Below are 26,467 nucleotides of genomic sequence, written 5' to 3' on the forward strand. Positions count from 1 at the left end.
CCGGCACGGAAGCCGCCGTCGCCGGGAATCGCCACACCGCCCCGCGCGTTTCTCCAGTACAGAGGCGTCCCACCGGGCGCAGGCGAGCCCAGGCCCCAGGATCGATACCATGGGTACTTCGGGGCCTGTCCGGGGGACCCCGATCGCGCACAGGGAGCGCTCTTGCCAGACGAGTCCCAGCCACTCACCGCCGCCAAGGCCGCCCAGCAGGCTCAGCAGGCCTCGGCGGGCTCCGCCGCGCCCGCGAAGAAGGCGGCGGCCGCGCAGGGCGGCACGTCCGCGCAGCGTGCCCAGGGAGAGGTCTCCCGGGGTGACAAACCGGCCGAGCAGCCCCGCCCCGTGCCGCCCGCGGACCACCACCCGACGGCTCCCGCGATCCGCCCCGCCACGGGTCAGCCGGGCCGTTCCGGCTCCTCCAACCGCGTGCGGGCCCGCCTCGCCCGGCTCGGCGTGCAGCGCTCGAACCCGTACAACCCGGTCCTGGAGCCCCTGCTGCGGATAGTGCGCAGCAACGACCCGAAGATCGAGACGTCCACGCTCCGCCAGATCGAGCGGGCCTACCAGGTAGCCGAGCGCTGGCACCGCGGCCAGAAGCGCAAGAGCGGCGACCCGTACATCACGCACCCGCTCGCCGTGACGACCATCCTCGCCGAGCTGGGCATGGATCCGGCCACCCTGATGGCCGGTCTCCTGCACGACACGGTCGAGGACACCGAGTACGGCCTGGACACCCTCAAGCGCGACTTCGGCGACCAGGTCGCCCTCCTCGTCGACGGTGTCACCAAGCTCGACAAGGTCAAGTTCGGCGAGGCCGCGCAGGCCGAGACCGTGCGCAAGATGGTCGTCGCGATGGCCAAGGACCCCCGCGTCCTGGTCATCAAGCTCGCCGACCGCCTGCACAACATGCGCACCATGCGCTATCTCAAGCGCGAGAAGCAGGAGAAGAAGGCGCGCGAGACCCTGGAGATCTACGCGCCGCTCGCCCACCGCCTGGGCATGAACACCATCAAGTGGGAGCTGGAGGACCTCGCCTTCGCGATCCTCTACCCCAAGATGTACGACGAGATCGTGCGGCTGGTCGCCGAGCGCGCCCCCAAGCGCGACGAGTACCTCGCCATAGTGACCGACGAGGTCCAGGCCGACCTGCGCGCCGCCCGCATCAAGGCGACCGTCACCGGACGCCCGAAGCACTACTACAGCGTCTACCAGAAGATGATCGTCCGCGGCCGTGACTTCGCGGAGATCTACGACCTGGTGGGCATTCGGGTCTTGGTCGACACCGTGCGCGACTGCTACGCCGCGCTCGGCACCGTCCACGCGCGATGGAACCCGGTCCCCGGCCGGTTCAAGGACTACATCGCGATGCCCAAGTTCAACATGTACCAGTCGCTGCACACGACGGTCATCGGCCCCAACGGCAAGCCCGTCGAGCTGCAAATCCGTACGTTCGACATGCACCGCCGCGCCGAGTACGGCATCGCCGCGCACTGGAAGTACAAGCAGGAGGCCGTCGCCGGCGCCTCCAAGGTGCGCACCGACGTGCCGAGGAAGGCCGGTGGCAAGGACGACCACCTCAACGACATGGCGTGGCTGCGCCAGCTCCTGGACTGGCAGAAGGAGACCGAGGACCCCAGCGAGTTCCTGGAATCGCTGCGCTTCGACCTGTCGCGCAACGAAGTCTTCGTGTTCACGCCGAAGGGCGACGTCATAGCGCTCCCGGCGGGCGCCACCCCCGTCGACTTCTCCTACGCGGTGCACACCGAGGTCGGCCACCGCACCATAGGAGCCCGGGTCAACGGCCGGCTCGTACCGCTCGAATCGACCCTGGACAACGGCGACCTGGTGGAGGTCTTCACCTCCAAGGCCGCGGGCGCGGGCCCGTCCCGCGACTGGCTGGGCTTCGTCAAGTCGCCGCGGGCACGCAACAAGATCCGCGCGTGGTTCTCCAAGGAGCGCCGCGACGAGGCCATCGAGCAGGGCAAGGACGCCATCGCGCGCGCCATGCGCAAGCAGAACCTGCCGATCCAGCGGATCCTCACCGGCGACTCCCTGGTCACGCTCGCCCACGAGATGCGCTACCCCGACATCTCGTCCCTCTACGCGGCGATCGGCGAAGGCCACGTCACCGCGCAGTCGGTCGTGCAGAAGCTCGTCCAGGCCCTCGGCGGCGAGGAGGCGGCCAACGAGGACATCGCCGAGAGCGCGCCGCCCTCGCGCGGGCGCAGCAAGCGCCGCTCCAACACCGACCCGGGCGTCGTGGTCAAGGGCGTCGAGGACGTGTGGGTCAAGCTGGCCCGCTGCTGTACGCCGGTCCCCGGCGACCCCATCATCGGCTTCGTCACGCGCGGCAGCGGCGTATCGGTGCACCGCAGCGACTGCGTGAACGTCGACTCGCTCTCGCGCGAGCCCGAGCGGATCCTGGAGGTCGAGTGGGCGCCCACCCAGTCCTCCGTCTTCCTGGTCGCCATCCAGGTGGAGGCGCTGGACCGCTCCCGGCTCCTGTCGGACGTCACGCGCATCCTGTCGGACCAGCACGTGAACATCCTGTCGGCGGCGGTCCAGACCTCCCGTGACCGCGTCGCCACCTCCCGCTTCACCTTCGAGATGGGCGACCCCAAGCATCTGGGGCACGTACTCAAGGCGGTCAGGGGAGTCGAGGGCGTGTACGACGTGTACCGGGTCACCTCGGCGCGCAGGCCCTGACTCCTGTCACACATGGGTCCGCCCCCGGCGCCTCTGCGCCGGGGGCGGACCCATGTGTCGTGCGGGCTGTCAGCCGCCGAACTCGTGCAGCCCCTTCAGCGCCTGGTCCAGCAGCGCCTGGCGGCCGTCGAGTTCCTTCTGGAGCTTGTCGGCCTTGGCGTTGTTGCCCGCGGCGCGAGCCTTCTCGATCTGCTCCGTCAGCTTGTCCACCGCCGCCTGGAGCTGCCCCGTCAGGCCCTCGGCGCGGGCCCGTGCCTCCGGGTTGGTGCGGCGCCACTCGGCTTCCTCGGACTCCTGGAGCGCCCGCTCCACGGCCTGCATGCGGCCCTCGACCTTGGGGCGCGCGTCACGCGGGACGTGGCCGATGGCCTCCCAGCGTTCGTTGATGGAGCGGAACGCGGCACGGGCCGCCTTCAGGTCCGTCACCGGGAGGAGCTTCTCGGCCTCGTCGGCCAGCTCCTCCTTGAGCTTGAGGTTCTCGCCCTGCTCGGCGTCGCGCTCCGCGAAGACCGAGCTGCGCGCCGCGAAGAAGACGTCCTGCGCGCCGCGGAAGCGGTTCCACAGGTCGTCCTCGTGCTCGCGCTGGGCGCGGCCCGCGGCCCGCCAGTCGGCCATCAGCTCGCGGTACCGCGCGGACGTCGGGCCCCAGTCCGTCGAGTTCGACAGCGCCTCGGCCTCGGCGACCAGCTTCTCCTTGGCCTTTCGGGCCTCCTCGCGCTGCGCGTCCAGCGAGGCGAAGTGCGCCTTGCGGCGCTTGGAGAACGCCGAGCGGGCGTGCGAGAAGCGGTGCCACAGCTCGTCGTCCGACTTGCGGTCCAGGCGCGGCAGACCCTTCCAGGTGTCCACCAGGGCCCGCAGCCGCTCACCGGCCACGCGCCACTGCTCGCTCTGGGCCAGCTCCTCGGCCTCGACGACCAGGGCCTCCTTGGCGTGCCGCGCCTCGTCGGACTGCTTGGCCTTCTGGGCCTTGCGCTCCTCGCGGCGGGCCTCGACGGTCTCCACCAGCTTGTCGAGCCGCTTGCTCAGGGCGTCCAGATCGCCGACCGCGTGCGCCTCGTCGACCTGCTGGCGCAGGTGATCGATGGCTGTCATCGCGTCCTTGGCCGACAGATCGGTCGTCTTCACCCGGCGCTCGAGAAGTCCGATCTCGACGACCAGACCGTCGTACTTGCGCTCGAAGTAGGCGAGGGCCTCGTCAGGAGATCCTGCCTGCCACGAACCGACCACTCGCTCGCCGCCGTCGGCCGTACGCACGTACACGGTCCCCGTCTCGTCGACGCGGCCCCACGGGTCGCTGCTCACAGCGCCTCCTCCACATGATGCCTGCGCAGGGCCGTCGGGCCCCCGGCATCGTCCACAGTTTCGTCACCGCCAACATAGGCGACCGGCGGGGCGGCTGTCCGCATCCCGCACGACCGAAGTTTGCCTGGCGGGCTCAGGTTTTGGTCACGGTGGCCTTGTCGATGACGACGGTCGCGTTCGGGGGGCCGTCGCCCTGCCCGGTGCTCTCCCCGGCGGCCGCGATCTTCTTGAGCACCTTCATCCCGGAATCGGAAATGGTCCCGAACGGTGTGTAGTCGGGCGGGAGCTGACTGTCCTGGTAGACGAGGAAGAACTGGCTGCCGCCGGTGTCACGGCCCTTCTTCTCCCGGGCGTTGTACTGGTTCGCCATGGCGACCGTTCCCGCCGGATACACGTTCCCCTTCAGGCGCTTGTCCTTCAGGTTCTCGTCCGGGATCGAGTAGCCGGGCCCGCCCTTGCCGGTGCCCTTCGGGTCGCCGCACTGGAGGACGTAGATGCCGCCGGTGGTGAGGCGGTGGCACGCGGTGTGGTCCAGGTAGCCCTTGTTCACCAGGAAGTTGAACGAGTTGACGGTGCGCGGGGCCTTCGCCGCGTCCAGGTCGAGGCCGATGTCGCCGCACGACGTCCTCAGGTTCATCGCGTAATCGGCCGACTTGTCGATGGTGAGCGCCGGCTCCTTCTTGAAGCTCAGCGGCTTCACCTTGCCGGGCGCCGCCTTCTCGCAGGGGTCCTTCGGCGTGCTGGTGGGCCGCGCGGCCGCGTCGTCCTTCGTACCGTCGCCGTCGAAGGCGCCCTCCGCGTACGACACCGCGCCGCCCGCCACCACCACCGCGAGCGTCCCCGCGATCACGCCGTTGCGCAGCCGGGCCTTGCGCCGCGCCGCCTCCCGCCGCTGCTGCTGACGCTCGAACTTCTCCCGGGCGAGCTGCCGCCGCCGCTGATCGTTGCTGACCACCGGGTCTTCTCCCCTTTTCCTGTTTCCCTGTTTCCCTGTTTCCCTGGATCTGCCCCGGACCTTTTCCGGGACCGCCTGGAGGTGCCCCGTACCGTATATGGGTTACCTGTGGGATCGGCAGCGCCGGTAGGCTCTGATCTGCCGCGATCTCCCGCCGGGGGCCGCGGCCCCTCCCGCCGGACGACGAACGAAGGACGATCGTGCTCATTGCCGGGTTCCCCGCCGGGGCCTGGGGGACCAACTGCTATCTGGTCGCCCCCGCCGCAGGCGAGGAGTGCGTGATCATCGACCCGGGCCACCAGGCCGCCCAGGGAGTCGAGGACGCCCTCAAGAAGCATCGGCTCAAGCCCGTCGCGGTCATCCTCACCCACGGCCACATCGACCACGTCGCCTCGGTCGTCCCGGTCTGCGGAGCGCACGACGTACCCGCGTGGATCCACCCCTCCGACCGGTACATGATGAGCGACCCGGAGAAGGCCCTCGGCCGCTCCATCGGGATGCCGCTCATGGGCGAGCTGACGGTGGGGGAGCCCGACGACATGCGGGAGCTGACCGACGGCGCCGAGCTGAAGCTGGCCGGCCTCGACTTCTCCGTCGCGCACGCGCCGGGCCATACGAAGGGGTCGGTGACCTTCCAGATGCCCGAGACGGCCGAGATCCCCTCGGTCTTCTTCTCGGGCGATCTGCTCTTCGCCGGCTCCATCGGACGCACCGACCTGCCCGGCGGCAGCCACACCGAGATCCTCCAGTCGCTGGCCCGCGTGTGCCTGCCGCTCGACGACTCGACCGTGGTGCTGTCCGGCCACGGCCCCCAGACATCCATCGGCCAGGAGCGCGCCACCAACCCGTATCTGCGGCAGGTGGCCGCGGCCCGTCAAGGCCACAGGGCGGACCCCATGTCCGCCCCGCGACGAGGAATGTGACGAGAGAACTCCCGTGAGCACCTTCAAGGCCCCCAAGGGCACCTACGACCTGCTTCCGCCCGACTCCGCGAAGTACCTCGCGGTCCGCGAGGCGATCGCCGCGCCGCTGCGCAACTCCGGCTACGGCTATGTCGAGACGCCCGGTTTTGAGAACGTCGAGCTGTTCGCGCGCGGTGTCGGTGAGTCCACCGACATCGTCACCAAGGAGATGTACGCCTTCGAGACCAAGGGCGGCGACAAGCTCGCGCTGCGCCCCGAAGGCACCGCCTCCGTACTGCGCGCCGCGCTGGAGGGCAGCCTGCACAAGGCGGGCAACCTCCCGGTCAAGCTCTGGTACTCCGGCTCGTACTACCGCTACGAGCGCCCCCAGAAGGGCCGCTACAGGCACTTCTCCCAGGTGGGTGCCGAGGCGATCGGTGCCGAGGACCCGGCGCTCGACGCCGAGCTGATCATCCTGGCCGACCAGGCATACCGCGCCCTTGGCCTGCGGAACTTCCGCATCCTGCTGAACTCGCTGGGTGACAAGGAGTGCCGTCCCGTCTACCGGGCCGCGCTCCAGGACTTCCTGCGCGGCCTCGACCTGGACGAGGAGACTCGTCGACGTATCGACATCAACCCGCTGCGGGTCCTCGACGACAAACGCGCCGACGTCCAGCAGCAGCTCGCGGGCGCGCCCTCGCTGCGCGAGTACCTGTGCGACGCGTGCAAGGCGTACCACGAGCAGGTCCGCGAGCTGATCACGGCCGCGGGCGTCGCCTTCGAGGACGACGAGAAGCTGGTCCGCGGTCTGGACTACTACACCCGCACGACCTTCGAGTTCGTCCACGACGGCCTCGGCTCGCAGTCCGCGGTCGGCGGCGGCGGTCGCTACGACGGCCTGTCCGAGATGATCGGCGGTCCCTCGCTGCCCTCGGTCGGCTGGGCGCTCGGCGTGGACCGCACGGTGCTCGCCCTGGAGGCGGAGGGCGTAGAGCTGGAACTGCCTTCGCTCACCAGCGTCTTCGCGGTCCCGCTCGGCGACGAGGCGCGCCGCGTGCTCTTCGCCAAGGTGACGGAACTGCGCAGGGCGGGGATCGCGGCGGACTTCTCGTACGGCGGGAAGGGGCTCAAGGGAGCGATGAAGAACGCCAACCGCAGCGGCGCGCGGTTCACCGTCGTCGCCGGTGAGCGGGATCTCGCCGAGGGCGTCGTGCAGCTCAAGGACATGGAGTCCGGCGAGCAGGAGGCGGTCGCGGTGGACGAGATCGTGACGGTCCTGAAGGGCAAGCTCGTGAAGTAGTCCCGGGCACCGACGGGCCGGGCGATGAGCCCGGCCCGTTTCCGTCCCTCGTGCGTGCCTCCTTATGTCCATCGAACGGTGGACACACAGACACGTACGGCACAATGTCCGTGCCCGCAGGCCACCTCAAGCGACGGAACGGCGTGATGACCAAAACGATGTCAGCGAAGGACGACGCCCTGGACCACGAGGAGCGGACGGAAGCTCCCGGTGCCGTCGGCGGAAGTCGCGCGCTCGCCCTCCTCCTGGTGATCACGGGCGCGGCCGGTCTGCTCGCCTCCTGGGTGATCACGCTCGACAAGCTCAAGCTCCTGAAGGACCCGGACTACACGCCGGGGTGCAGCATCAACCCCATCGTGTCCTGCGGCAGCATCATGAAGAGCGAGCAGGCGGAGGTCTTCGGCTTCCCCAACCCGATGCTCGGTCTCGCCGCCTACGCCGTCGTGATCTGCGTCGGCATGAGCCTGCTCGGCCGGGCCCGCTTCCCGCGCTGGTACTGGCTGACGTTCAACGCGGGCATGCTGTTCGGCGTCGGATTCTGCACCTGGCTGATGATCCAGTCGCTGTACCACATCAACGCGCTCTGCCTGTGGTGCTGCCTGGCCTGGGCCGCCACGATCATCATGTTCTGGTACGTCACCTCCTTCAACATCCGCAACGGCTTCCTGCCCGCGCCCCGCTGGGCCAAGGGCTTCCTGGACGACTTCACCTGGGCCCTGCCGGTGATGCACCTCGGCGTCGTCGCGATGCTGATCCTCACGCGCTGGGGCGCGGACCTCTGGGCCTGAGCCGGACGGATTGTCAGTGGGGTGACATAGGGTTCTTGACGTGGAGCCCGACCTGTTCACCGCCGCAGCCGAAGACCGCCAGGAGAAGGACCCGTCCAGCAGTCCCCTGGCCGTCCGGATGCGCCCGCGCACCCTCGACGAAGTCGTCGGCCAGCAGCATCTGCTGAAGCCGGGCTCCCCCCTGCGCCGCCTCGTCGGCGAGGGCGGCGGGGGACCCGCCGGACCGTCCTCGGTATTCCTGTGGGGCCCGCCCGGCATCGGCAAGACCACCCTCGCGTACGTCGTCTCCAAGGCCACGAACAAGCGCTTCGTCGAGCTGTCCGCGATCACCGCGGGCGTGAAGGAAGTGCGCGCGGTCATCGACGGAGCCCGCCGGGCCATGGGCGGCCACGGCAAGGAGACCGTCCTCTTCCTCGACGAGATCCACCGCTTCAGCAAGGCCCAGCAGGACTCCCTCCTGCCCGCCGTCGAGAACCGCTGGGTGACACTGATCGCGGCGACCACCGAGAACCCCTACTTCTCGATCATCTCCCCGCTCCTCTCCCGCTCCCTGCTGCTCACCCTCGAACCGCTGACGGACGACGACCTGCGCGGCCTGCTGCGCCGGGCCGTCAGCGACGAGCGGGGCCTCGGCGGCGCCGTCGAGCTGCCCGCGGAGGCCGAGGAGCACCTGCTGCGGATCGCCGGCGGTGACGCCCGGCGTGCGCTCACCGCCCTGGAGGCGGGCGCGGGCTCGGCCCTCGCCAAGGGCGAGAAGGAGATCACCCTCCAGACGCTGGAGGAGTCGGTCGACCGGGCCGCGGTGAAGTACGACCGCGACGGCGACCAGCACTACGACGTGGCGAGCGCCCTCATCAAGTCCATCCGCGGTTCGGACGTGGACGCGGCCCTGCACTACCTGGCCCGCATGATCGAGGCGGGCGAGGACCCCCGCTTCATCGCGCGCCGCCTGATGATCTCCGCCAGCGAGGACATCGGCCTCGCCGACCCGACCGCCCTGCCCACGGCGGTCGCCGCCGCGCAGGCCGTCGCCATGATCGGCTTCCCGGAGGCCGCGCTCACCCTCAGCCACGCCACGATCGCCCTCGCCCTGGCCCCGAAGTCGAACGCGGCGACGATCGCGATCCAGCAGGCCCAGGCGGACATCCGCGGCGGCCTCGCCGGACCCGTCCCGCCCCACCTGCGCGACGGTCACTACAAGGGAGCGGCCAAGCTCGGCCACGCCCAGGGGTACGTGTACCCGCACGACGTCCCCGGCGGCATCGCGGCCCAGCAGTACGCCCCGGACACCATCGAGGGAAAGCGCTACTACCAGCCCACGAGGTACGGGGCGGAGGCGCGGTACGCGGACGTGGTCGAGCGGGTCCGCGCCCGGCTCAAGGGAGAGCAGCCCGAGAGCTAGGGCCTGTCCGGCGGATCAGGCCGTACTTGGGTGGCGGTCACCTTTCTGCGCGGGTGAGCGGGGCCTGGTGCGTCGAGATGCAAGGCGGAGGAGGGCGGCAACGCGATGGGGGCGCCCCCTGCTCGAGCGAAGCCGAGAGCTTGGGGGAGTTGTCAACCGACGAAGTGCTGCGTCCCGTGCCCGGTCTCGTACCGGCACCACCAGAACGGGACATCCAGCCGGAACCCCCGCGCCGCAAGGCAGAGGGGATCCAGGAGCGTCGCGCACCGTCGAAGGTGTCGCGGGCAGCCCACCACCACCCCGGAGCCCCGGGAATCGGCCGGTGGGCCACTCGCGTGCTGCACATAGTGCCCAGACCCGGGAGCGGCTGCCTCGCGGGCCACGACTTACGAGTCCACGGCCCATGAGGTTTCCCAGGCTGCGGATGCGACCTCCCCTAACCACTGGTGAAGCCGAATTCACTTAAGAACAGAGAGGTTGGTTCATGCCGAACCAGTCCCGCCCCAAGGTCAAGAAGTCGCGTGCTCTTGGCATCGCGCTGACCCCGAAGGCCGTCAAGTACTTCGAGGCCCGCCCCTACCCGCCGGGCGAGCACGGCCGTGGGCGCAAGCAGAACTCGGACTACAAGGTCCGTCTGCTCGAGAAGCAGCGTCTGCGCGCGCAGTACGACGTGTCCGAGCGCCAGCTCGTCCGCGCCTACGAGCGTGCCGCCAAGACGCAGGGCAAGACCGGTGAGGCCCTGGTCATCGAGCTGGAGCGTCGTCTCGACGCCCTGGTTCTGCGTTCGGGCATCGCCCGCACGATCTACCAGGCCCGCCAGATGGTCGTGCACGGCCACATCGAGGTCAACGGCGGGAAGGTCGACAAGCCGTCCTTCCGCGTCAAGCCGGACGACGTCGTCATGGTCCGCGAGCGCAGCCGCGAGAAGCCGCTGTTCCAGGTCGCGCGTGAGGGTGGCTTCGCCCCCGACGGCGAGACCCCGCGCTACCTCCAGGTGAACCTGAAGGCCCTGGCCTTCCGCCTGGACCGCGACCCGAACCGCAAGGAGATCCCCGTGATCTGCGACGAGCAGCTCGTCGTCGAGTACTACGCCCGCTGACCCGGACGTAGCTCACCCTGCTTCAGCCCGTCGCCTCCCCGCCCTTCCCGGCGGGGCGGGCGGCGGGTTCGGTCGTTCACGGGGCCGGTGCGCAGCGCCCGGGACACCGCCGCGTCCAGACCGAGCCCCGCCCCCGCCCGCACGCACTCCTCGTACCGCTCGTCGCCCAGCGCCTCGCGGGCCCGCTCCTCGCACACGGCGTGCGGCCCGCCGAAGTTGTCCGAGCCGAACAGCGGCAGCCCCACCGACGGCCAGATGCGGGCCGCGGCCCCCTGGAGCACCGCGGCCTCCGCCGGATCGCCCTCCGCCGCCGTGAACAGAGCGAGCAGTTCGAGGGACAGGACCGTGCCCAGCAGATCGTGGAAGCGGTGGTCCAGCGCGAGGGACTCGCTGAGCAGTTCGCGCGCCCGTTCCCGCTCGCCGTCGGTCCAGGCCGCGTAGCCGAGGACGTACAGGGCGTACGCGAGGGTCCAGCGCTCGCCGCGGTCCTCGCAGATCCGGCGCACGTCCTCGCACAGCTCCACGGCGTGCGCGAGGTCGCCGCCGAACGCGAGGGCCATCGCCAGCTCGACCTGGCCCATCAGGACATTGCTGTTCAGCTCGCCGATCTCCTGATACCGCGCGAGCGCCGAGCGCAGCAGCTTCTCCGCGCGCGGGATGTCGTCCGTGACCAGGGCGAGGCAGCCGATGCGGTGCTCGGCGTAGGCCGCGGCGAGCGCGCTGCCCGCCTCCTCGGCCCCGTCGCGGCACTCGTGCAGCGCGGTCAGGGCGGCGACCTTGTCCCCTTGGAGCACCGCCACGTAACCGAGCACCCACAGCGCCTTGAGCCGCGCGTCCTCATGGCCGCCGTCCAGCCCTAGTGCCCGGTCGAGCCAGTGCCTGCCCTCCGCGAGGCGCCCGCAGCCGACCCAGTAGAACCACAGTGAGCCCGCGAGGTACTGCCCCAGACGCGCCTCACCCGGCTCGGTCAGACAGAACTCCAACGCGGCCCGCAGATTGGGCAGTTCGGCCTCGACGAGGGTCGCCACCTCCGCCTGGCGCGGCGAGAACCAGTCCAGCTCGCACCAGGTGGCGAGCCCCATGTACCAGTCGCGGTGCCTGCGCCGCAGCCGCGTGCCGTCGCCCGCGGCCTCCAGCCAGTCGGCGCCGTACGCCCTGACCGTCTCCAGCATGCGGTACCGCACGCCCGCGGGCCCTTCCTCGCGGCTCACCACGGACTGCGCGAGCAGCTCGCCCAGCACGTCGAGAACGTCGTCAGCGCGCAGCCCCGCCCCGGCGCAGACGTATTCGACCGCCTCCAGCTCGAACTGCCCGGCGAACACCGAGAGCCGCGACCAGAGCAGCCGCTCCCTGGGCGTGCACAGCTCGTGGCTCCAGCCGATGGCCGTCCGCAGGGTCTGATGCCGGGGCGGCACATCGCGGCGGGCGCCGGTCAGCAGCCGGAACCGGTCATCGAGCCGCGAGAGCAGCTGCGCGGGCGAGAGTGTCCGCAGCCGGCCCGCCGCCAGCTCGACGGCGAGGGGGATGCCGTCGAGGCGCCGGCACAGCTCCAGGATGTCCTCGCGGCTGCCGTCGTCGAGGGCGAAGCGGGGCAGGGCGGCCGCCGCCCGGTCGGTGAGGAGGTCGGCCGCGTCCGCCTCGGGCAGCGGCGCCAGCGGCAGCAGCCGCTCGCCGCCGCTCTCCAGCGGCCTGCGGCCCACCGCGAGCACCCGCAGCCCGGGGGAGTGCACGAGCAGGTCGCGCAGGAGCGGGGCGCACGCGTCCACCAGGTGCTCGAACCCGTCGACGACAAGGAGCAGTTCCCGCTCGGCGAGATGCTCGCGCAGCACCTGGCGCGGCGGCCTGGTCGTGTGGTCGGTCAGCCCCAGGGCCTCGGCGACGGCGTACTCGACCAGGTCCGCGTCCCGCAGCGGCGTGAGATCCGCAAGCCAGGCCCCGTCCCGCGGGCGGCTCAGCGCCGCGGCCCGCAGCGCGAGGCGCGTCTTGCCGACCCCGCCGATCCCGGTCACGGTGACCAGCCGTCCGGTCTCCAACGCCGCGGCCAGCTCGGCCAGTTCGGCGGTGCGCCCGATGAAGGCGTTCAGTTCCAGGGGGAGGTTGCCGGGCTGAGAGGGTCGCATGGAGTACGGAGCGTACTCATCCGCATGCGTACCGTACAAACAGTTGAGGCAACTCCTGCGAGGGCGAGCGGGAATGCGGTACGGACCGGCGGCCCCGGCGCGATAGGGTCGGAGGACGACTTTTCGATGTTCAGGGACGATGTCTCAGGGAGCGGTGCCAAGTGTCCGGTGGAGAGGTTGCCGGGATTTTGGTGGCCGTCTTCTGGGCGATCCTGGTCTCCTTCCTCGCGGTGGCACTGGCGAGGCTGGCCCAGACGCTCAGGGCGACCACCAAGCTCGTCGCGGACGTGACCGAGCAGGCGGTTCCCCTCCTCGCGGACGCCTCCAGCGCGGTGCGCTCGGCCCAGACGCAGATCGACCGCGTCGACGCCATCGCCTCCGACGTCCAGGAGGTCACGTCGAACGCCTCCGCGCTCTCCTCGACGGTCGCCTCCACCTTCGGCGGCCCGCTCGTCAAGGTGGCCGCGTTCGGTTACGGCGTACGCCGGGCCATCAGCCGCAAGGCCGACCCCGAGTCGAAGGAAATGCCCGCCAAGCCGTCCCGTCGTACCGTGATCGTGGGCCGCACCGTCCCGTCCGCACGGCAGAGGAAGCGGGCCAACCGGAATAAGAGGGACTGACGCAGCGATGTTCCGACGTACGTTCTGGTTCACCGCGGGCGCAGCAGCCGGCGTATGGGCCACCACCAAGGTCAACCGCAAGCTCAAGCAGCTGACGCCCGAGAGCCTGGCCGCGCAGGCGGCGAACAAGGCGATCGAGGCGGGCCACAAGCTGAAGGACTTCGCGCTCGACGTCCGCGACGGCATGGTCCAGCGCGAGGCGGAACTGGGCGAGGCGCTCGGCCTCAACGACCACCCCGACGCCGAACTGCCCCCCGGGCGGCGCTTCGCGGTCATCGAGAACCGCAGCCCCGACAAGCCCGACACGAACAACAGCACCAACAAGAAGACGAAGTACCTCGACAACACGCGGTACTCGTACAACCGGAATGAGGACCACTGATGGAGTCGGCTGAAATCCGCCGCCGCTGGCTGAGCTTCTTCGAGGAGCGCGGGCACACCGTCGTCCCTTCGGCGTCGCTCATCGCCGACGACCCGACTCTGCTCCTCGTCCCCGCGGGCATGGTGCCCTTCAAGCCCTACTTCCTCGGCGAGGTCAAGCCGCCCGCGCCGCGCGTCACCAGCGTGCAGAAGTGCGTGCGTACGCCCGACATCGAAGAGGTCGGCAAGACCACCCGGCATGGCACGTTCTTCCAGATGTGCGGCAACTTCTCCTTCGGGGACTACTTCAAGGAGGGCGCCATCACGCTCTCCTGGGAGCTGCTGACCAGCCCCGTGGAGAAGGGCGGCTTCGGCCTCGACCCCGAGCGCCTGTGGATCACGGTCTACCTCGACGACGACGAGGCCGAGCAGATCTGGCGCGAGAAGGTCGGCGTCCCGGCCGAGCGCATCCAGCGCCTGGGCAAGAAGGACAACTTCTGGTCCATGGGCGTCCCCGGCCCGTGCGGCCCCTGCTCCGAGATCAACTACGACCGCGGCCCCGAGTTCGGCGCCGAGGGCGGACCGGCCGTCAACGACGAGCGGTACGTGGAGATCTGGAACCTGGTCTTCATGCAGTACGAGCGCGGCGCGGGCGACGGCAAGGAGGACTTCCCGATCCTCGGCGAGCTGCCGTCGAAGAACATCGACACGGGCCTCGGCCTGGAGCGCCTCGCCATGATCCTCCAGGGCGTACAGAACATGTACGAGACCGACACCCTGCGGGTCGTCATGGACAAGGCCACCGAGCTGACCGGCGTGCGCTACGGCGCCGAGCACGGCTCGGACGTCTCCCTGCGCGTGGTCGCCGACCACATCCGCACGTCCGCCATGCTCATCGGCGACGGCGTGACGCCCGGCAACGAAGGCCGCGGATACGTCCTGCGCCGCATCATGCGCCGCGCCATCCGCAACATGCGCCTGCTCGGCGCCACCGGCCCGGTCGTCAAGGACCTCGTCGACGTCGTGATCGAGACGATGGGGCAGCAGTACCCCGAGCTGATCACCGACCGCAAGCGCATCGAGACCGTCGCCCTCGCCGAGGAGGCCGCCTTCCTCAAGGCCCTCAAGGGCGGTACGAACATCCTCGACACCGCCGTCACCGAGACCAAGGCCGCCGGTGGCCAGGTCCTCTCCGGTGACAAGGCGTTCCTGCTGCACGACACGTGGGGCTTCCCGATCGACCTCACCCTGGAGATGGCCGCCGAGCAGGGCCTCTCCGTGGACGAGGACGGGTTCCGCCGCCTGATGAAGGAGCAGCGGGACCGCGCCAAGGCCGACGCCAAGGCCAAGAAGACCGGCCACGCCGATCTGCACGCCTACCGCGAGATCGCCGACGCCTCGGGCGCCACCGACTTCACCGGCTACTCCCTCACCGAGAACGAGGCCCGGATCGTCGGCCTCCTGGTCAACGGCGTCTCCTCGCCCGCCGCCACCGAGGGCGACGACGTGGAGATCGTCCTCGACCGCACCCCGTTCTACGCCGAGGGCGGCGGCCAGATCGGCGACACCGGCCGCATCCGCCTGGACAGCGGCGCCATCGTCGAGATCCGCGACGTGCAGAAGCCGGTCCCCGGCGTCCACGTCCACAAGGGCGTCGTCCAGGTCGGCGAGATCACCGTCGGCGCCCCGGTGTGGGCCTCGATCGACGCGCACCGCCGCCGGGCCATCGCCCGCGCCCACTCCGCCACCCACCTCACGCACCAGGCGCTGCGTGACGCGCTCGGCCCCACGGCCGCCCAGGCCGGTTCGGAGAACCAGCCCGGCCGCTTCCGCTTCGACTTCGGATCGCCGTCCGCCGTGCCGACGGCCGTGATGACGGACGTCGAGCAGAAGATCAACGAGGTCCTCGCCCACGAGCTGGACGTCCAGGCCGAGGTCATGTCGATCGACGAGGCGAAGAAGCAGGGCGCCATCGCCGAGTTCGGCGAGAAGTACGGCGAGCGCGTGCGCGTCGTCACCATCGGCGACTTCTCCAAGGAGCTGTGCGGCGGTACGCACGTCCACAACACCGCCCAGCTCGGCCTGGTGAAGCTGCTCGGCGAGTCCTCCATCGGCTCCGGAGTGCGCCGCATCGAGGCTCTGGTCGGCGTCGACGCGTACAACTTCCTCGCCAAGGAGCACACGGTCGTCGCCCAGCTCCAGGAGCTGGTCAAGGGCCGTCCCGAGGAGCTGCCCGAGAAGGTCTCCGCCATGCTCGGCAAGTTGAAGGACGCCGAGAAGGAGATCGAGAAGTTCCGCGCGGAGAAGGTCCTCCAGGCCGCCGCCGGTCTCGTCCAGGGCGCCAAGGACGTACGCGGTGTCGCCGTCGTCACCGGCCAGGTGCCGGACGGCACGGGCGCCGACGACCTGCGCAGGCTCGTCCTCGACGTGCGCGGCCGCATCCCGGGCGACCGCCCCGCCGTGGTCGCTCTCTTCACGACGGCCAACGGCAAGCCGCTCACGGTCATCGCCACCAACGAAGCCGCCCGCGAGCGCGGCCTCAAGGCCGGTGACCTGGTCCGTACGGCCGCCAAGACCCTCGGCGGCGGTGGCGGCGGCAAGCCGGACGTCGCCCAGGGCGGCGGCCAGAACGCGGCCGCCATCGGCGACGCCATCGCCGCCGTCGAGCGCCTCGTCACCGAGACGGCCTGATGACCGAGCCTGCCCAGGGCATGCGCAGGGGCCGGCGTCTCGCCATCGACGTCGGTGACGCCCGGATCGGGGTCGCCTCGTGCGACCCCGACGGGATCCTCGCCACGCCGGTGGAGACGGTGCCGGGGCGCGATGTCCCGGCCGCCCAGCGCCGGTTGAAGCAGCTTGTCGAGGAGTACGAACCGATCGAGATCGTCGTCGGCCTCCCTCGCTCCCTCAACGGGGGCGAGGGCCCGGCGGCTGCCAAGATCCGCGTATTCACTCAGGAGCTAGCCCGCATGGTCGCCCCCATTTCGGTGAGGCTCGTGGACGAGAGGATGACCACAGTGACGGCCAGTCAGGGCCTGCGCGCCTCGGGCGTGAAGTTCAAAAAGGGCAGGTCCGTCATCGATCAGGCGGCCGCCGTGATCATCCTTCAGCAGGCCTTGGAGTCCGAACGGGCGTCAGGTAAAGCTCCCGGCGAGGGCGTCGAAGTGGTCATCTGATCGCGATACGGTAACGTTCCGCGCGATGCGGCGGTGTTCGAACAGCTGCCGCACAGCATCAAGAGGCGGAACGGCTGCCCGGCCATCCCGACGGCGGCCCCGCCTCGCGGCATGTAGGGGATCGATGACTGAGTATGGCCGGGGCCCAGGCTCCGAACCGTGGCATCCGGAGGACCCGTTGTACGGGGACAGCGGATGGGGAGGACAGCAGCCCGCGGGCGGTCAGTCCCCCTACGGCGGCCAGGAGCAGTACCACCAGCCGCACCAGCATCAGCAGCCGCAGCAGCACCAGCCGCAGTACGGCGGCGACTGGAACACCGGGCAGCAGCAGTCCGCCTACGACCAGTCGGCGTACGGCGGACAGCAGCAGTACGAGGGCGACCCCGCGCAGGTGTACAACGGCGGGCCCGGCGCCCGTGACGGCGGCTGGGACACCGGCGGTCAGGGGCAGGTCCCGTACAGCGGCGATCCGATGGACCCCTATGCCGGGCAGCAGGCCGGCTACGGCCAGGAGAGCCCCGACTACTACTCCACGCCCGACGCCTACGAGCCGCCGGAGCCCCCGGGCCGCCGCCGCGCCACCGTCCCCGAGCAGGAGGCCGGACCCGAGACGGACTGGGACCCCGGGCCCGACCGGGGCGAGCACGCCTTCTTCGCGGGCGGCGACGATGACGACGATGACGAGCACGGCCGCAGGGCCGGCCGCGGCGACCGGCGCGGTGGCCGCGCGGGCAAGAAGCCGAAGAAGCGCCGCAGCGGCTGCGCCTGTCTGGTCGTCACGCTGGTCTTCGCGGGCGGCCTCGGCGGAGTCGGCTACTTCGGCTACCAGTTCTACCAGGACCGCTTCGGCGCGGCTCCGGACTACGCGGGCGACGGGTCGGGCGAGGCCACGGTCGACATCCCCAAGGACTCCGGCGGCTATGTGATCGGGCAGAAGCTCAAGGAAGCCGGCGTCGTCAAGAGCGTCGACGCGTTCGTCTCAGCCCAGGGCAAGCACCCGGAGGGGCAGACCATTCAGGCGGGCGTCTATGTGCTGAAGAAGCGCATGTCCGCGGCGAGCGCCGTAGAATTGATGCTCAGCCCCAAGAGCCGCAACAACCTCATCATCCCGGAGGGTAAGCGGAACGCGGGGGTCTACAAAATGATCGATACGCGTCTGAAATTGCCCGAGGGCACGACGGAAAAGGTCGCCAAGAAGGAGTGGAAGACGCTCGGTCTTCCGAAGTGGGCCAATACCAACAAGGACATCAAGGACCCGCTGGAAGGCTTCCTCTTCCCCGCCAGCTATCCCGTCGCCCCGGGGCAGAAGCCCGAGGACGTCCTGCGCAAGATGGTTGCCCAGGCCAATGAGAAGTACGAGGAACTCGGTCTCGCGTCGAAGGCCGCCGAGCTGAATCTGAAGAACCCGCTGGAAGTTCTCACGGTGGCGAGCCTCGTGCAGGCGGAGGGCAAGTACAAGCACGACTTCGAGAAGGTCGCGACGGTCGTCTACAACCGCCTGAAGCCCAACAACACCGAGACGTATGGCCTGTTGGACTTCGACTCCACGGTGAACTACCTCAGGGGCGAGTCCAAGCTCGGCACCGGCACGGTCGACGATCTGCGCAAGATCAAGGACCCGTACAACACCTACAAGATCAAGGGCCTGCCGCCCGGGCCGATCGGGAACCCCGGCGAGGTGGCGCTGAATTCGGCGCTGCACCCGGCCGAGGGGAATTGGTACTACTTCGTCTCGGTCAGCGAGGACAAGACGCTCTTTGCCGAGACCAACGCAGAACAGAACCGCAACCGCGAGAAATACCTGAAGGGGCAATGAGCGCGCAGAAGCGTCGAGCCGCCGTCCTCGGCTCCCCGATCGCCCACTCGCTCTCCCCGGTGCTGCACCGCGCCGCGTACGACGAGCTGGGGCTGAGTGACTGGACGTACGACCGTTTCGAGATCGACGAGGCGGCGCTGCCCGGATTCCTCGGGGAACTCGGTCCGGAATGGGCGGGGCTCTCGCTGACGATGCCGTTGAAGCGGGCGGTGATTCCGCTGCTCGACGAGGTCAGCGGGACCGCCGCGTCCGTCGAGGCGGTGAACACCGTGGTGTTCACGGAGGACGGCCGCAAGGTCGGGGACAACACCGACGTCCCCGGCATGGTCGCCGCGCTCCGCGAACGCGGCATCGAGCAGGTCGACTCCGCCGCCATCCTCGGCGCGGGCGCCACCGCGTCCTCGGCGCTCGCCGCCCTCGCCAGGATCTGCACCGGCGAGGTCGTCGCGTACGTACGCAGCGAGACGCGCGCCGCCGAGATGCGGCAGTGGGGCGAGCGGCTCGACGTGGAGGTCAGGACCGAGGCCTGGGAGGACGCCCGCGAGGCGCTGACCGCGCCGCTGGTGATCGCGACGACCCCCGCGGGCACCACGGACGCGCTCTCCGCCCTGGCGCCCGAGCGCCCGGCCACCCTCTTCGACGTGCTGTACGACCCGTGGCCCACCGCTCTCGCGGCCCGCTGGTCGGCGTACGGCGGGGCGGTCGTCAGCGGGCTCGACCTGCTCGTGCACCAGGCCGTGCTCCAGGTCGAGCAGATGACGGGCCGCGGCCCCGCCCCGCTGGACGCGATGCGCAAGGCCGGGGAGCACGCGATCGCGGAGCGGTGACCCCCCGGGGTGGTGAGCCTGCCGACGCCGTGTCCGGAAGCCGGGTGCGGCGTCCGCCTGATGGACCGGAGGCCTGGGCCGCCCTGGGGACGTGGGAGGATCGGGGATGGCGGGCCAGGGCCGCGCACCCGGCCGCGCCGTCGATGACCGCAGTTCCAGGCGCGAGGATGAGGAGCACCGTTGAGCAGGTTGCGCTGGCTGACCGCTGGGGAGTCCCACGGACCCGCACTCGTCGCCACGCTGGAGGGGCTTCCCGCCGGCGTGCCGATCACTACGGACATGGTGGCGGACCATCTGGCCCGGCGGCGACTCGGCTATGGACGCGGCGCTCGTATGAAGTTCGAGCGTGACGAGGTCACCTTCCTCGGCGGCGTCCGGCACGGCCTGACCATGGGCTCGCCGGTGGCGGTCATGGTGGGCAACACCGAGTGGCCCAAGTGGGAGCAGGTCATGGCGGCCGACCCGGTCGACCCCGCCGTACTCGCCGAGCTGGCGCGCAACGCCCCGCTGACCCGCCCCCGCCCCGGCCACGCCGACCTCGCGGGCATGCAGAAGTACGGCTTCGACGAGGCCCGGCCGGTCCTGGAGCGCGCCTCCGCCCGGGAGACCGCGGCCCGCGTCGCGCTCGGCGCGGTCGCCCGCTCCTACCTCAAGGAGACGGCCGGGATCGAGATCGTCAGCCATGTGACGGAGCTGGCGGGCGCCAAGGCCCCCTACGGCGTCTACCCGACCCCCGCCGACGTCGAGCAGCTCGACGCCGACCCCGTGCGCTGCCTGGACGCCGACGCGTCGAAGGCGATGGTCGCCGAGATCGACCAGGCCCACAAGGACGGCGACACCCTCGGCGGTGTCGTCGAGGTACTCGCCTACGGCGTGCCCGTCGGCCTCGGCTCGCACGTCCACTGGGACCGGCGGCTCGACGCACGGCTCGCCGCCGCGCTCATGGGCATCCAGGCCATCAAGGGCGTCGAGGTCGGCGACGGCTTCGACCTCGCGCGCGTGCCCGGCTCCAAGGCGCACGACGAGATCGTCGCCACTGAGGACGGCATCAAGCGTTCCTCCGGCCGCTCCGGCGGCACCGAGGGCGGCCTGACCACCGGCGAACTGCTGCGCGTGCGCGCCGCGATGAAGCCCATCGCGACCGTCCCGCGCGCGCTCGCCACCATCGACGTGGCCACCGGCGAGGCCGCCAAGGCCCACCACCAGCGCTCCGACGTCTGTGCCGTCCCGGCCGCCGGCATCGTCGCCGAGGCCATGGTCGCGCTCGTCCTCGCCGACGCCGTCGCCGAGAAGTTCGGCGGCGACAGCGTCCCCGAGACCCGGCGCAACGTGACGTCGTACCTCGACAACCTCCAGATCCGGTGACCGGTCCGCAGATCGTCCTCATCGGCCCCATGGGCGTAGGCAAGACGACGGTCGGCGGGCTGCTCGCCGACCGGCTCGGCAGCGCCTTCAGGGACACCGACGCCGACATCGTCGCCGCCCAGGGCCGCGAGATCGCCGACATCTTCGTCGACGAGGGCGAGCCGTACTTCCGCGACCTGGAGCGGCAGGCCGTGCGCGCCGCCGTCGAGGAGCACAGCGGCGTCCTCGCACTCGGCGGAGGCGCGATCCTCGACGAGTCGACGCGCGCCCTGCTCTCCGCGCTGCCGGTCGTCTACCTCTCGATGGACGTCGAGGAGGCCGTCAAGCGCACCGGCCTCAACCAGGCGCGCCCGCTGCTCGCCGTCAACCCGCGCAAGCAGTGGCGCGAGCTGATGGACGCCCGCCGCCATCTGTACGCCGAAGTCGCCCGCGCGGTCGTCGCCACCGACGGCCGCACCCCCGAAGAGGTCGCCCAGGCGGTCCTCGACGCACTGGAGTTGAAGGAAGCATGACGACGGAGCAGACCCCCACCCGTATCCGCGTCGGTGGCGCCGCCGGCACGGATCCGTACGAGGTCCTGGTCGGTCGCCAGCTCCTCGGTGAGCTGCCCGGACTCATCGGCGGCCAGACCAAGCGCGTCGCCGTGATCCACCCCGAGGCGCTCGCCGAGACCGGCGACGCGCTCCGCCAGGACCTCGCCGACCAGGGGTACGAGGTCGTCGCCATCCAGGTGCCGAACGCCGAGGAGGCCAAGACGGCGGAGGTCGCGGCGTACTGCTGGAAGGCCCTTGGCCAGTCCGGCTTCACGCGCAGCGACCTCATCATCGGCGTCGGCGGCGGAGCGACCACCGACCTCGCCGGGTTCGTCGCCGCGACCTGGCTGCGCGGGGTGCGGTGGATCGCCGTACCGACCACGGTGCTCGGCATGGTGGACGCGGCGGTCGGCGGCAAGACCGGCATCAACACCGCCGAGGGCAAGAACCTCGTGGGCGCCTTCCACCCGCCGGCCGGGGTCCTGTGCGACCTCGCGGCGCTCGACTCGCTCCCGGTGAACGACTACGTCTCCGGACTCGCGGAGATCATCAAGGCCGGTTTCATCGCCGACCCGGCGATCCTGGAGCTGATCGAGGCCGACCCGCAGGCGGCGCGCACGCCCACGGGGCCGCACACCGCCGAGCTGATCGAGCGCTCCATCAAGGTCAAGGCCGAGGTCGTGTCCGGGGACCTGAAGGAGGCGGGACTGCGCGAGATCCTCAACTACGGGCACACCCTCGCGCACGCCATCGAGAAGAACGAGCGCTACAAGTGGCGGCACGGCGCCGCGGTCTCCGTCGGCATGCTCTTCGCGGCCGAACTGGGCCGCCTGGCGGGCCGGCTGGACGACGCCACGGCCGATCGGCACCGTACGGTCCTCGAATCGGTGGGGCTGCCGCTGACCTACCGCTACGACCAGTGGCCCAAGCTCCTGGAGACCATGAAGGTCGACAAGAAGTCCCGCGGGGACCTGCTGCGCTTCATCGTCCTGGACGGCCTCGGCAAGCCGACCGTCCTGGAGGGACCCGACCCGGCGGTGCTGCTCGCCGCGTACGGCGAAGTCGGCCAGTAGCGCGCTTCCGTGGCCTTTCTGTCCGGCCACGGGCACCTCAGCGCCTCCCCGGCCGTTCACACAACAGCGGCCGGGGGCGGTACCGTTCGGTAACGGGCGGCCCGGCCGCCGCCCGACCAGCGTCAGTCGCACGAGACGGAGTGGCACCGGATGCAGCACGCAGTGGGGTCTCCGCTGCCGCCGCCCCCTCAGCCGGGGCACGGACCGGCCACCGGCTGGTCCCCGGCCGCACATCACCCGAGCGCTCCGCCGCCGGGCGCCGTCCCACCGGGGGGCCCGCAGCAGCCCGCGCCGGGCTTCGTGGGCGGCCCGGCGCCGCACGCGCCGGGGCAGCTGCCGCACGCCCCCGGACAGCCGCCCGCGCACGCACAGGGACAGCCCGCGCACCCGCAGGGCCAACCGCTTCACCCGCAGGGACAGCCCCCGCACCCGCAGGGTCAGCCGCCTCATCCGCGAGGCCAGGGGCAGGGCCCCGCGACCCTTCAGCTGGGGCACGGCCCCGTGCCCGCGAACCCGGACACCACAGGGCACATCCAGCTCCCGCCCGGCGGCCCCGTAGCGATGCCGAGCCCCCCGCTGGGCACGGCGCAGGCCGACACCGGCGCGACGACGCTCGCCGTGCTGCTCATCGGCCCCGCGGGCGCGGGCAAGACGAGCGTCGCCAAGTACTGGGCCGAGCACCGCCGCGTGCCGACGGCCCACATCAGCCTCGACGACGTACGCGAATGGGTGCGCTCGGGATTCGCCGACCCCCAGTCGGGCTGGAACGACCACTCCGAGGCGCAGTACCGCCTGGCCCGCCGCACCTGCGGCTTCGCTGCGCGGAACTTCCTGGCGAACGGCATATCGTGCATCCTCGACGACGCGGTCTTCCCCGACCGCCCGGTCGTGGGCCTCGGCGGCTGGAAGCGCCACGTGGGCCCCGGCCTGTTGCCCGTCGTGCTCCTGCCGGGCCTGGAGGTCGTCCTGGAGCGCAACGCCCTGCGCAGCGGCAACCGCCGCCTCACGGACGAGGAAGTCGCCCGCATCCACGGCCGCATGGCCGGCTGGTACGGCTCGGGCCTGCCCATCATCGACAACTCCCAGCTGGACGTCCCCGCCACGGCCCGCGTCCTGGACGACGCCCTGGCCCGCGCCATCGCAAGCCCGCCGCAGTGGTAGCGCCCCCGGTCCCGCACGGGGGGCCGCCGCCCGGTCGGACGCGCTGACCGGGCCGGTTCGGGACGGCGCTCGTAGGCTCGCCCCATGTCAGAGGTGTATGCGGTCCGCAGGGAGCGGGTGAAGGAGCGGTGCGCCGCGGGTGGCGGCGCGGTGGCGCTGATCTCCCGGCCCGTCAATGTCCGTTATCTCGCCGGGGCGGCTCCCCGGGGCGCCGTGCTCCTGGTGGGCGGCGACGAGGACGTGCTGCTGTGCGGGCGCCCGCCCGGTGAGCAGGCGGAGGAGGGGCGGCCCGACGAGGCGCTGAGGACGCGGCTGCTGCCCGCCGCGGGCGCCGACCCGGCCGTCGCCGCCGCCGGACTCGCCGCCGCGCAGGGAGTCGAGGCGCTGGCCGTGGAGGAGCATCATCTGACGGTCGCCCGGCACCGGGCGCTCGGCTCCGTCGCCCCGGGGCTGCGGCTCGTGGACCTCGGCGGGGCGGTGGAGCAGCTGCGGTACGTCAAGGACGAGGAGGAGATCTCCTGTCTGCGGGTCGCCGCGGAGATCGCCGACCAGGCGCTGGGGGAGCTGCTCGAGTCCATTCTGGTCGGGCGCACCGAGCGGCATCTCGCGCTGGAGCTGGAGCGGCGCCTCGTGGACCACGGTGCGGACGGCCCCGCCTTCCCCACCTCGGTCGGCACCGGCCCGAATTCCGGCAAGGGCGTCCACCGGCCCTCGGACCGGCGCGTGGAGGAGGGCGACTTCCTCTCCGTCTGCCTCGGGGCGAGCTACCGCGGATATCGCTGCGAGATCGGGCGTACGTTCGTCATCGGGACCTCGCCCGCGGACTGGCAGATCGAGCTGCACGACCTCGTCTTCGCCGCTCAGAGGGCCGGCAGGGAGGCACTCCTACCCGGCGCCGCGTGCCGCGACGTGGACCACGCGGCACGCCACGTACTGGACTCGGCGGGCTATGCGGACGGCCTCCCTCCGCTGACTGGACACGGTGTGGGGCTCGAAATCGACGAGGACCCGCAGCTGGCGCCCTCGGCCATGGGTAAACTGGACGCTTGCGTGCCGGTCACCGTCGAACCGGGGGTCCACCTCCCTGGCCGGGGTGGTGTCCGGATCGATGACACGCTCGTCGTGCGCCCCGAGGCGGACGGCGGACCCGAGCTACTCACCATCACGACCAAGGAACTGCTCGCGCTCTAGCGCGCGTGCCCGACCGGGGTCGTCCACCAGTCAGTCAGTGCAGGAGATTCCGCAACCGTGGCTTCCACGAACGACCTCAAGAACGGCCTGGTGCTCAAGCTCGAAGGCGGCCAGCTCTGGTCCGTCGTCGAGTTCCAGCACGTCAAGCCCGGCAAGGGCCCGGCCTTCGTGCGCACCAAGCTCAAGAACGTGCTCTCCGGCAAGGTCGTCGACAAGACGTTCAACGCCGGCGTCAAGGTCGACACGGCCACGATCGACAAGCGCGACATGCAGTTCTCCTACATGGACGGCGACTACTTCGTCTTCATGGACATGGAGACCTACGACCAGCTGCACGTCGACAAGAAGGCCGTCGGCGACGCCGCCAACTTCCTGATCGAGGGCTTCACCGCCACCGTGGCGCAGCACGAGGGCGCGGTGCTCTTCGTCGAGCTGCCCGCGGCCGTCGAGCTGGTCATCCAGGAGACCGAGCCGGGCGTCCAGGGCGACCGCTCCACCGGTGGCACCAAGCCCGCCACGCTGGAGACCGGCCACCAGATCCAGGTGCCGCTCTTCATCACCACCGGCGAGAAGATCAAGGTCGACACCCGCACCAGCGACTACCTCGGCCGGGTGAACAGCTAACCGTGGCTGCTCGTAACACGGCCCGCAAGCGCGCCTTCCAGATCCTCTTCGAGGCGGACCAGCGCGGAACGGACGTCCTGACGGTCCTCGCCGACTGGGTGCGCCACTCGCGGTCCGACACCCGGCAGCCGCCGGTGAGCGAGTACACGATGGAACTCGTCGAGGGGTACGCGGAGCACGAGCGCCGCATCGACGAACTCATCTCGCAGTACGCCGTCGGATGGACCCTGGACCGCATGCCGGTCGTCGACCGGAACATCCTGCGGCTCGGCGCCTACGAACTGGTCTGGGTCGACGGGACGCCCGACGCGGTGGTCCTCGACGAGGCGGTCCAGCTCGCCAAGGAGTTCTCCACGGACGAGTCGCCGTCCTTCGTCAATGGCCTGCTCGGACGCTTCAAGGACTTGAAGCCGTCCCTGCGCCGGGACGAGGCGTAAGGCGTCTTCCTACGACACCCCGGAGGGCCCGCAGCGGATTGCTGCGGGCCCTCCGGTTTTCCCGCCGCGCGCCCGGCCCCGGTTTTCGCGCCCGGTTTTTGCACGGGGTAATTGCGCGAGAAAAGCAGAAAACCGCCGGGGTGGCCGCGGCCTTTCGGCTGCGGCCACCCCGGCGGCACGTTTCTGCTGAAGTGTCAGGCGGTGGGATCAGACCTCTTCATGGGCGACGGCGCGGCGCGCGTCCGCGTCCAGGACGCCCCAGCTGATGAGCTGCTCGGTCAGGACCGAGGGGGACTGGTCGTAGATCACGGCGAGGGTGCGCAGGTCGTCCTGGCGGATCGAGAGCACCTTGCCGTTGTAGTCGCCGCGCTGGGACTGGATCGTGGCGGCATAGCGCTGGAGCGGGCCCGCCTTCTCCTGCGGGACGTGGGCAAGACGCTCCAGGTCGAGGACGAGCTTCGGCGGCGGCTCGGCGGCGCCACCGGGAGCCGTACCAGGCAGAAGCTCCTGCACGGGGACGCCGTAGAAGTCCGCCAGCTCGGCGAGGCGCTGTACGGTCACGGCACGGTCGCCGCGCTCGTACGACCCCACTACGACCGCCTTCCAGCGTCCCTGGGACTTCTCCTCGACGCCGTGGAGGGAAAGGCCCTGCTGGGTACGGATCGCGCGGAGCTTGGCCCCGAGCTGCTTGGCGTATTCGCTGGACATATAGC

The 26,467-nt window shown here is 70.7% G+C and carries 23 protein-coding genes; 19 read left to right on the forward strand and 4 right to left on the reverse strand.

Going from position 1 to position 26,467, the window contains the following annotated elements; all coding sequences use genetic code 11:
* Positions 1 to 162: 162 nt before the first annotated feature.
* Complete coding sequence (locus IG54_RS0122285) at positions 163 to 2,703, forward strand: RelA/SpoT family protein (protein ID WP_030787174.1); 2,541 nt, start codon at positions 163 to 165, stop codon at positions 2,701 to 2,703.
* Between the two features lie 69 nt (positions 2,704 to 2,772).
* On the opposite strand, the gene IG54_RS0122290 is transcribed toward IG54_RS0122285, so the two are convergent.
* Entirely contained in the window at positions 2,773 to 4,005 is a 1,233-nt protein-coding gene (locus tag IG54_RS0122290; protein WP_030787177.1) for a DUF349 domain-containing protein, read from the reverse strand.
* Between the two features lie 133 nt (positions 4,006 to 4,138).
* On the reverse strand, positions 4,139 to 4,960 hold the full coding sequence (locus IG54_RS0122295) for a peptidylprolyl isomerase (RefSeq protein ID WP_030787180.1): 822 nt from the start codon (positions 4,958 to 4,960) through the stop codon (positions 4,139 to 4,141).
* Between the two features lie 200 nt (positions 4,961 to 5,160).
* Here IG54_RS0122295 and IG54_RS0122300 point away from each other — a divergent pair, with 200 nt between their 5' ends.
* From IG54_RS0122300 to rpsD, 5 genes are all read left to right on the forward strand, one after another.
* The gene (locus tag IG54_RS0122300) at positions 5,161 to 5,883 is read left to right on the forward strand and encodes an MBL fold metallo-hydrolase (RefSeq protein WP_030787183.1); all 723 of its coding nucleotides are present in this window, start codon (positions 5,161 to 5,163) and stop codon (positions 5,881 to 5,883) included.
* Positions 5,884 to 5,896: 13 nt separating this feature from the next.
* Positions 5,897 to 7,162, forward strand: coding sequence for a histidine--tRNA ligase (gene hisS, locus IG54_RS0122305; protein ID WP_030787186.1), 1,266 nt, complete (start codon positions 5,897 to 5,899; stop codon positions 7,160 to 7,162).
* 146 nt (positions 7,163 to 7,308) lie between these two features.
* Positions 7,309 to 7,950, forward strand: a complete 642-nt coding sequence (locus IG54_RS0122310; protein WP_030787189.1) for a vitamin K epoxide reductase family protein — start codon at positions 7,309 to 7,311, stop codon at positions 7,948 to 7,950.
* A gap of 40 nt (positions 7,951 to 7,990) precedes the next feature.
* Positions 7,991 to 9,352 (forward strand): replication-associated recombination protein A, encoded by a 1,362-nt coding sequence (locus IG54_RS0122315; protein ID WP_030787193.1) that lies wholly within the window; start codon positions 7,991 to 7,993, stop codon positions 9,350 to 9,352.
* Between the two features lie 484 nt (positions 9,353 to 9,836).
* A complete protein-coding gene (gene rpsD, locus IG54_RS0122320) occupies positions 9,837 to 10,451 on the forward strand; it encodes a 30S ribosomal protein S4 (RefSeq protein ID WP_030787196.1) in 615 nt (204 codons plus the stop codon).
* On the opposite strand, the gene IG54_RS0122325 is transcribed toward rpsD, so the two are convergent.
* Positions 10,439 to 12,571, reverse strand: coding sequence for an ATP-binding protein (locus IG54_RS0122325; RefSeq protein WP_078594373.1), 2,133 nt, complete (start codon positions 12,569 to 12,571; stop codon positions 10,439 to 10,441). The genes rpsD and IG54_RS0122325 overlap by 13 nt on opposite strands.
* A gap of 161 nt (positions 12,572 to 12,732) precedes the next feature.
* Between IG54_RS0122325 and IG54_RS0122330 the strand changes: the two genes are divergently transcribed.
* The 13 genes from IG54_RS0122330 to nusB all read left to right on the forward strand — a co-directional run bounded on the left by IG54_RS0122330 (position 12,733) and on the right by nusB (position 25,754).
* Positions 12,733 to 13,191: a DUF948 domain-containing protein gene (locus IG54_RS0122330; RefSeq protein WP_030787203.1), complete on the forward strand. Its 459-nt coding sequence runs from the start codon at positions 12,733 to 12,735 to the stop codon at positions 13,189 to 13,191.
* Positions 13,192 to 13,198: 7 nt separating this feature from the next.
* Positions 13,199 to 13,573: a DUF6167 family protein gene (locus tag IG54_RS0122335; RefSeq protein WP_030787206.1), complete on the forward strand. Its 375-nt coding sequence runs from the start codon at positions 13,199 to 13,201 to the stop codon at positions 13,571 to 13,573.
* A complete protein-coding gene (gene alaS, locus IG54_RS0122340; protein ID WP_030787209.1) occupies positions 13,573 to 16,242 on the forward strand; it encodes an alanine--tRNA ligase in 2,670 nt (889 codons plus the stop codon). The genes IG54_RS0122335 and alaS overlap by 1 nt, the downstream gene beginning before the upstream one ends.
* Positions 16,243 to 16,262: 20 nt before the next feature.
* On the forward strand, positions 16,263 to 16,727 hold the full coding sequence (gene ruvX, locus IG54_RS0122345) for a Holliday junction resolvase RuvX (protein WP_199809574.1): 465 nt from the start codon (positions 16,263 to 16,265) through the stop codon (positions 16,725 to 16,727).
* A gap of 124 nt (positions 16,728 to 16,851) precedes the next feature.
* On the forward strand, positions 16,852 to 18,543 hold the full coding sequence (gene mltG, locus IG54_RS0122350) for an endolytic transglycosylase MltG (protein WP_030787213.1): 1,692 nt from the start codon (positions 16,852 to 16,854) through the stop codon (positions 18,541 to 18,543).
* The gene (locus IG54_RS0122355; protein ID WP_030787216.1) at positions 18,540 to 19,370 is read left to right on the forward strand and encodes a shikimate dehydrogenase; all 831 of its coding nucleotides are present in this window, start codon (positions 18,540 to 18,542) and stop codon (positions 19,368 to 19,370) included. The genes mltG and IG54_RS0122355 overlap by 4 nt, the downstream gene beginning before the upstream one ends.
* Before the next feature lie 180 nt (positions 19,371 to 19,550).
* On the forward strand, positions 19,551 to 20,735 hold the full coding sequence (gene aroC / locus IG54_RS0122360; RefSeq protein ID WP_037897556.1) for a chorismate synthase: 1,185 nt from the start codon (positions 19,551 to 19,553) through the stop codon (positions 20,733 to 20,735).
* Positions 20,732 to 21,247, forward strand: a complete 516-nt coding sequence (locus IG54_RS0122365) for a shikimate kinase (protein ID WP_030787222.1) — start codon at positions 20,732 to 20,734, stop codon at positions 21,245 to 21,247. The genes aroC and IG54_RS0122365 overlap by 4 nt, the downstream gene beginning before the upstream one ends.
* Positions 21,244 to 22,341 carry a 3-dehydroquinate synthase gene (aroB, locus tag IG54_RS0122370; protein WP_030787225.1) on the forward strand — a complete coding sequence of 366 codons (1,098 nt, stop codon included), beginning with the start codon at positions 21,244 to 21,246 and terminating at the stop codon, positions 22,339 to 22,341. The genes IG54_RS0122365 and aroB overlap by 4 nt, the downstream gene beginning before the upstream one ends.
* A 150-nt stretch (positions 22,342 to 22,491) precedes the next feature.
* Positions 22,492 to 23,502 (forward strand): AAA family ATPase, encoded by a 1,011-nt coding sequence (locus IG54_RS0122375; RefSeq protein ID WP_078594375.1) that lies wholly within the window; start codon positions 22,492 to 22,494, stop codon positions 23,500 to 23,502.
* Positions 23,503 to 23,586: 84 nt separating this feature from the next.
* The gene (locus tag IG54_RS0122380) at positions 23,587 to 24,693 is read left to right on the forward strand and encodes an aminopeptidase P family protein (RefSeq protein WP_030787231.1); all 1,107 of its coding nucleotides are present in this window, start codon (positions 23,587 to 23,589) and stop codon (positions 24,691 to 24,693) included.
* A 57-nt stretch (positions 24,694 to 24,750) separates the two neighbouring features.
* A complete protein-coding gene (gene efp, locus IG54_RS0122385; protein WP_030787234.1) occupies positions 24,751 to 25,317 on the forward strand; it encodes an elongation factor P in 567 nt (188 codons plus the stop codon).
* 2 nt (positions 25,318 to 25,319) lie between these two features.
* On the forward strand, positions 25,320 to 25,754 hold the full coding sequence (gene nusB, locus IG54_RS0122390; RefSeq protein ID WP_030787237.1) for a transcription antitermination factor NusB: 435 nt from the start codon (positions 25,320 to 25,322) through the stop codon (positions 25,752 to 25,754).
* Positions 25,755 to 25,961: 207 nt separating this feature from the next.
* Here nusB and bldD read toward each other — a convergent pair whose 3' ends face one another.
* Complete coding sequence (bldD, locus tag IG54_RS0122395; RefSeq protein ID WP_030787240.1) at positions 25,962 to 26,462, reverse strand: transcriptional regulator BldD; 501 nt, start codon at positions 26,460 to 26,462, stop codon at positions 25,962 to 25,964.
* Positions 26,463 to 26,467 lie beyond the last annotated feature (5 nt).

The sequence above is a fragment of the Streptomyces sp. NRRL S-920 genome (genome assembly GCF_000717945.1).
Lineage (GTDB): Bacteria > Actinomycetota > Actinomycetes > Streptomycetales > Streptomycetaceae > Streptomyces > Streptomyces alboniger.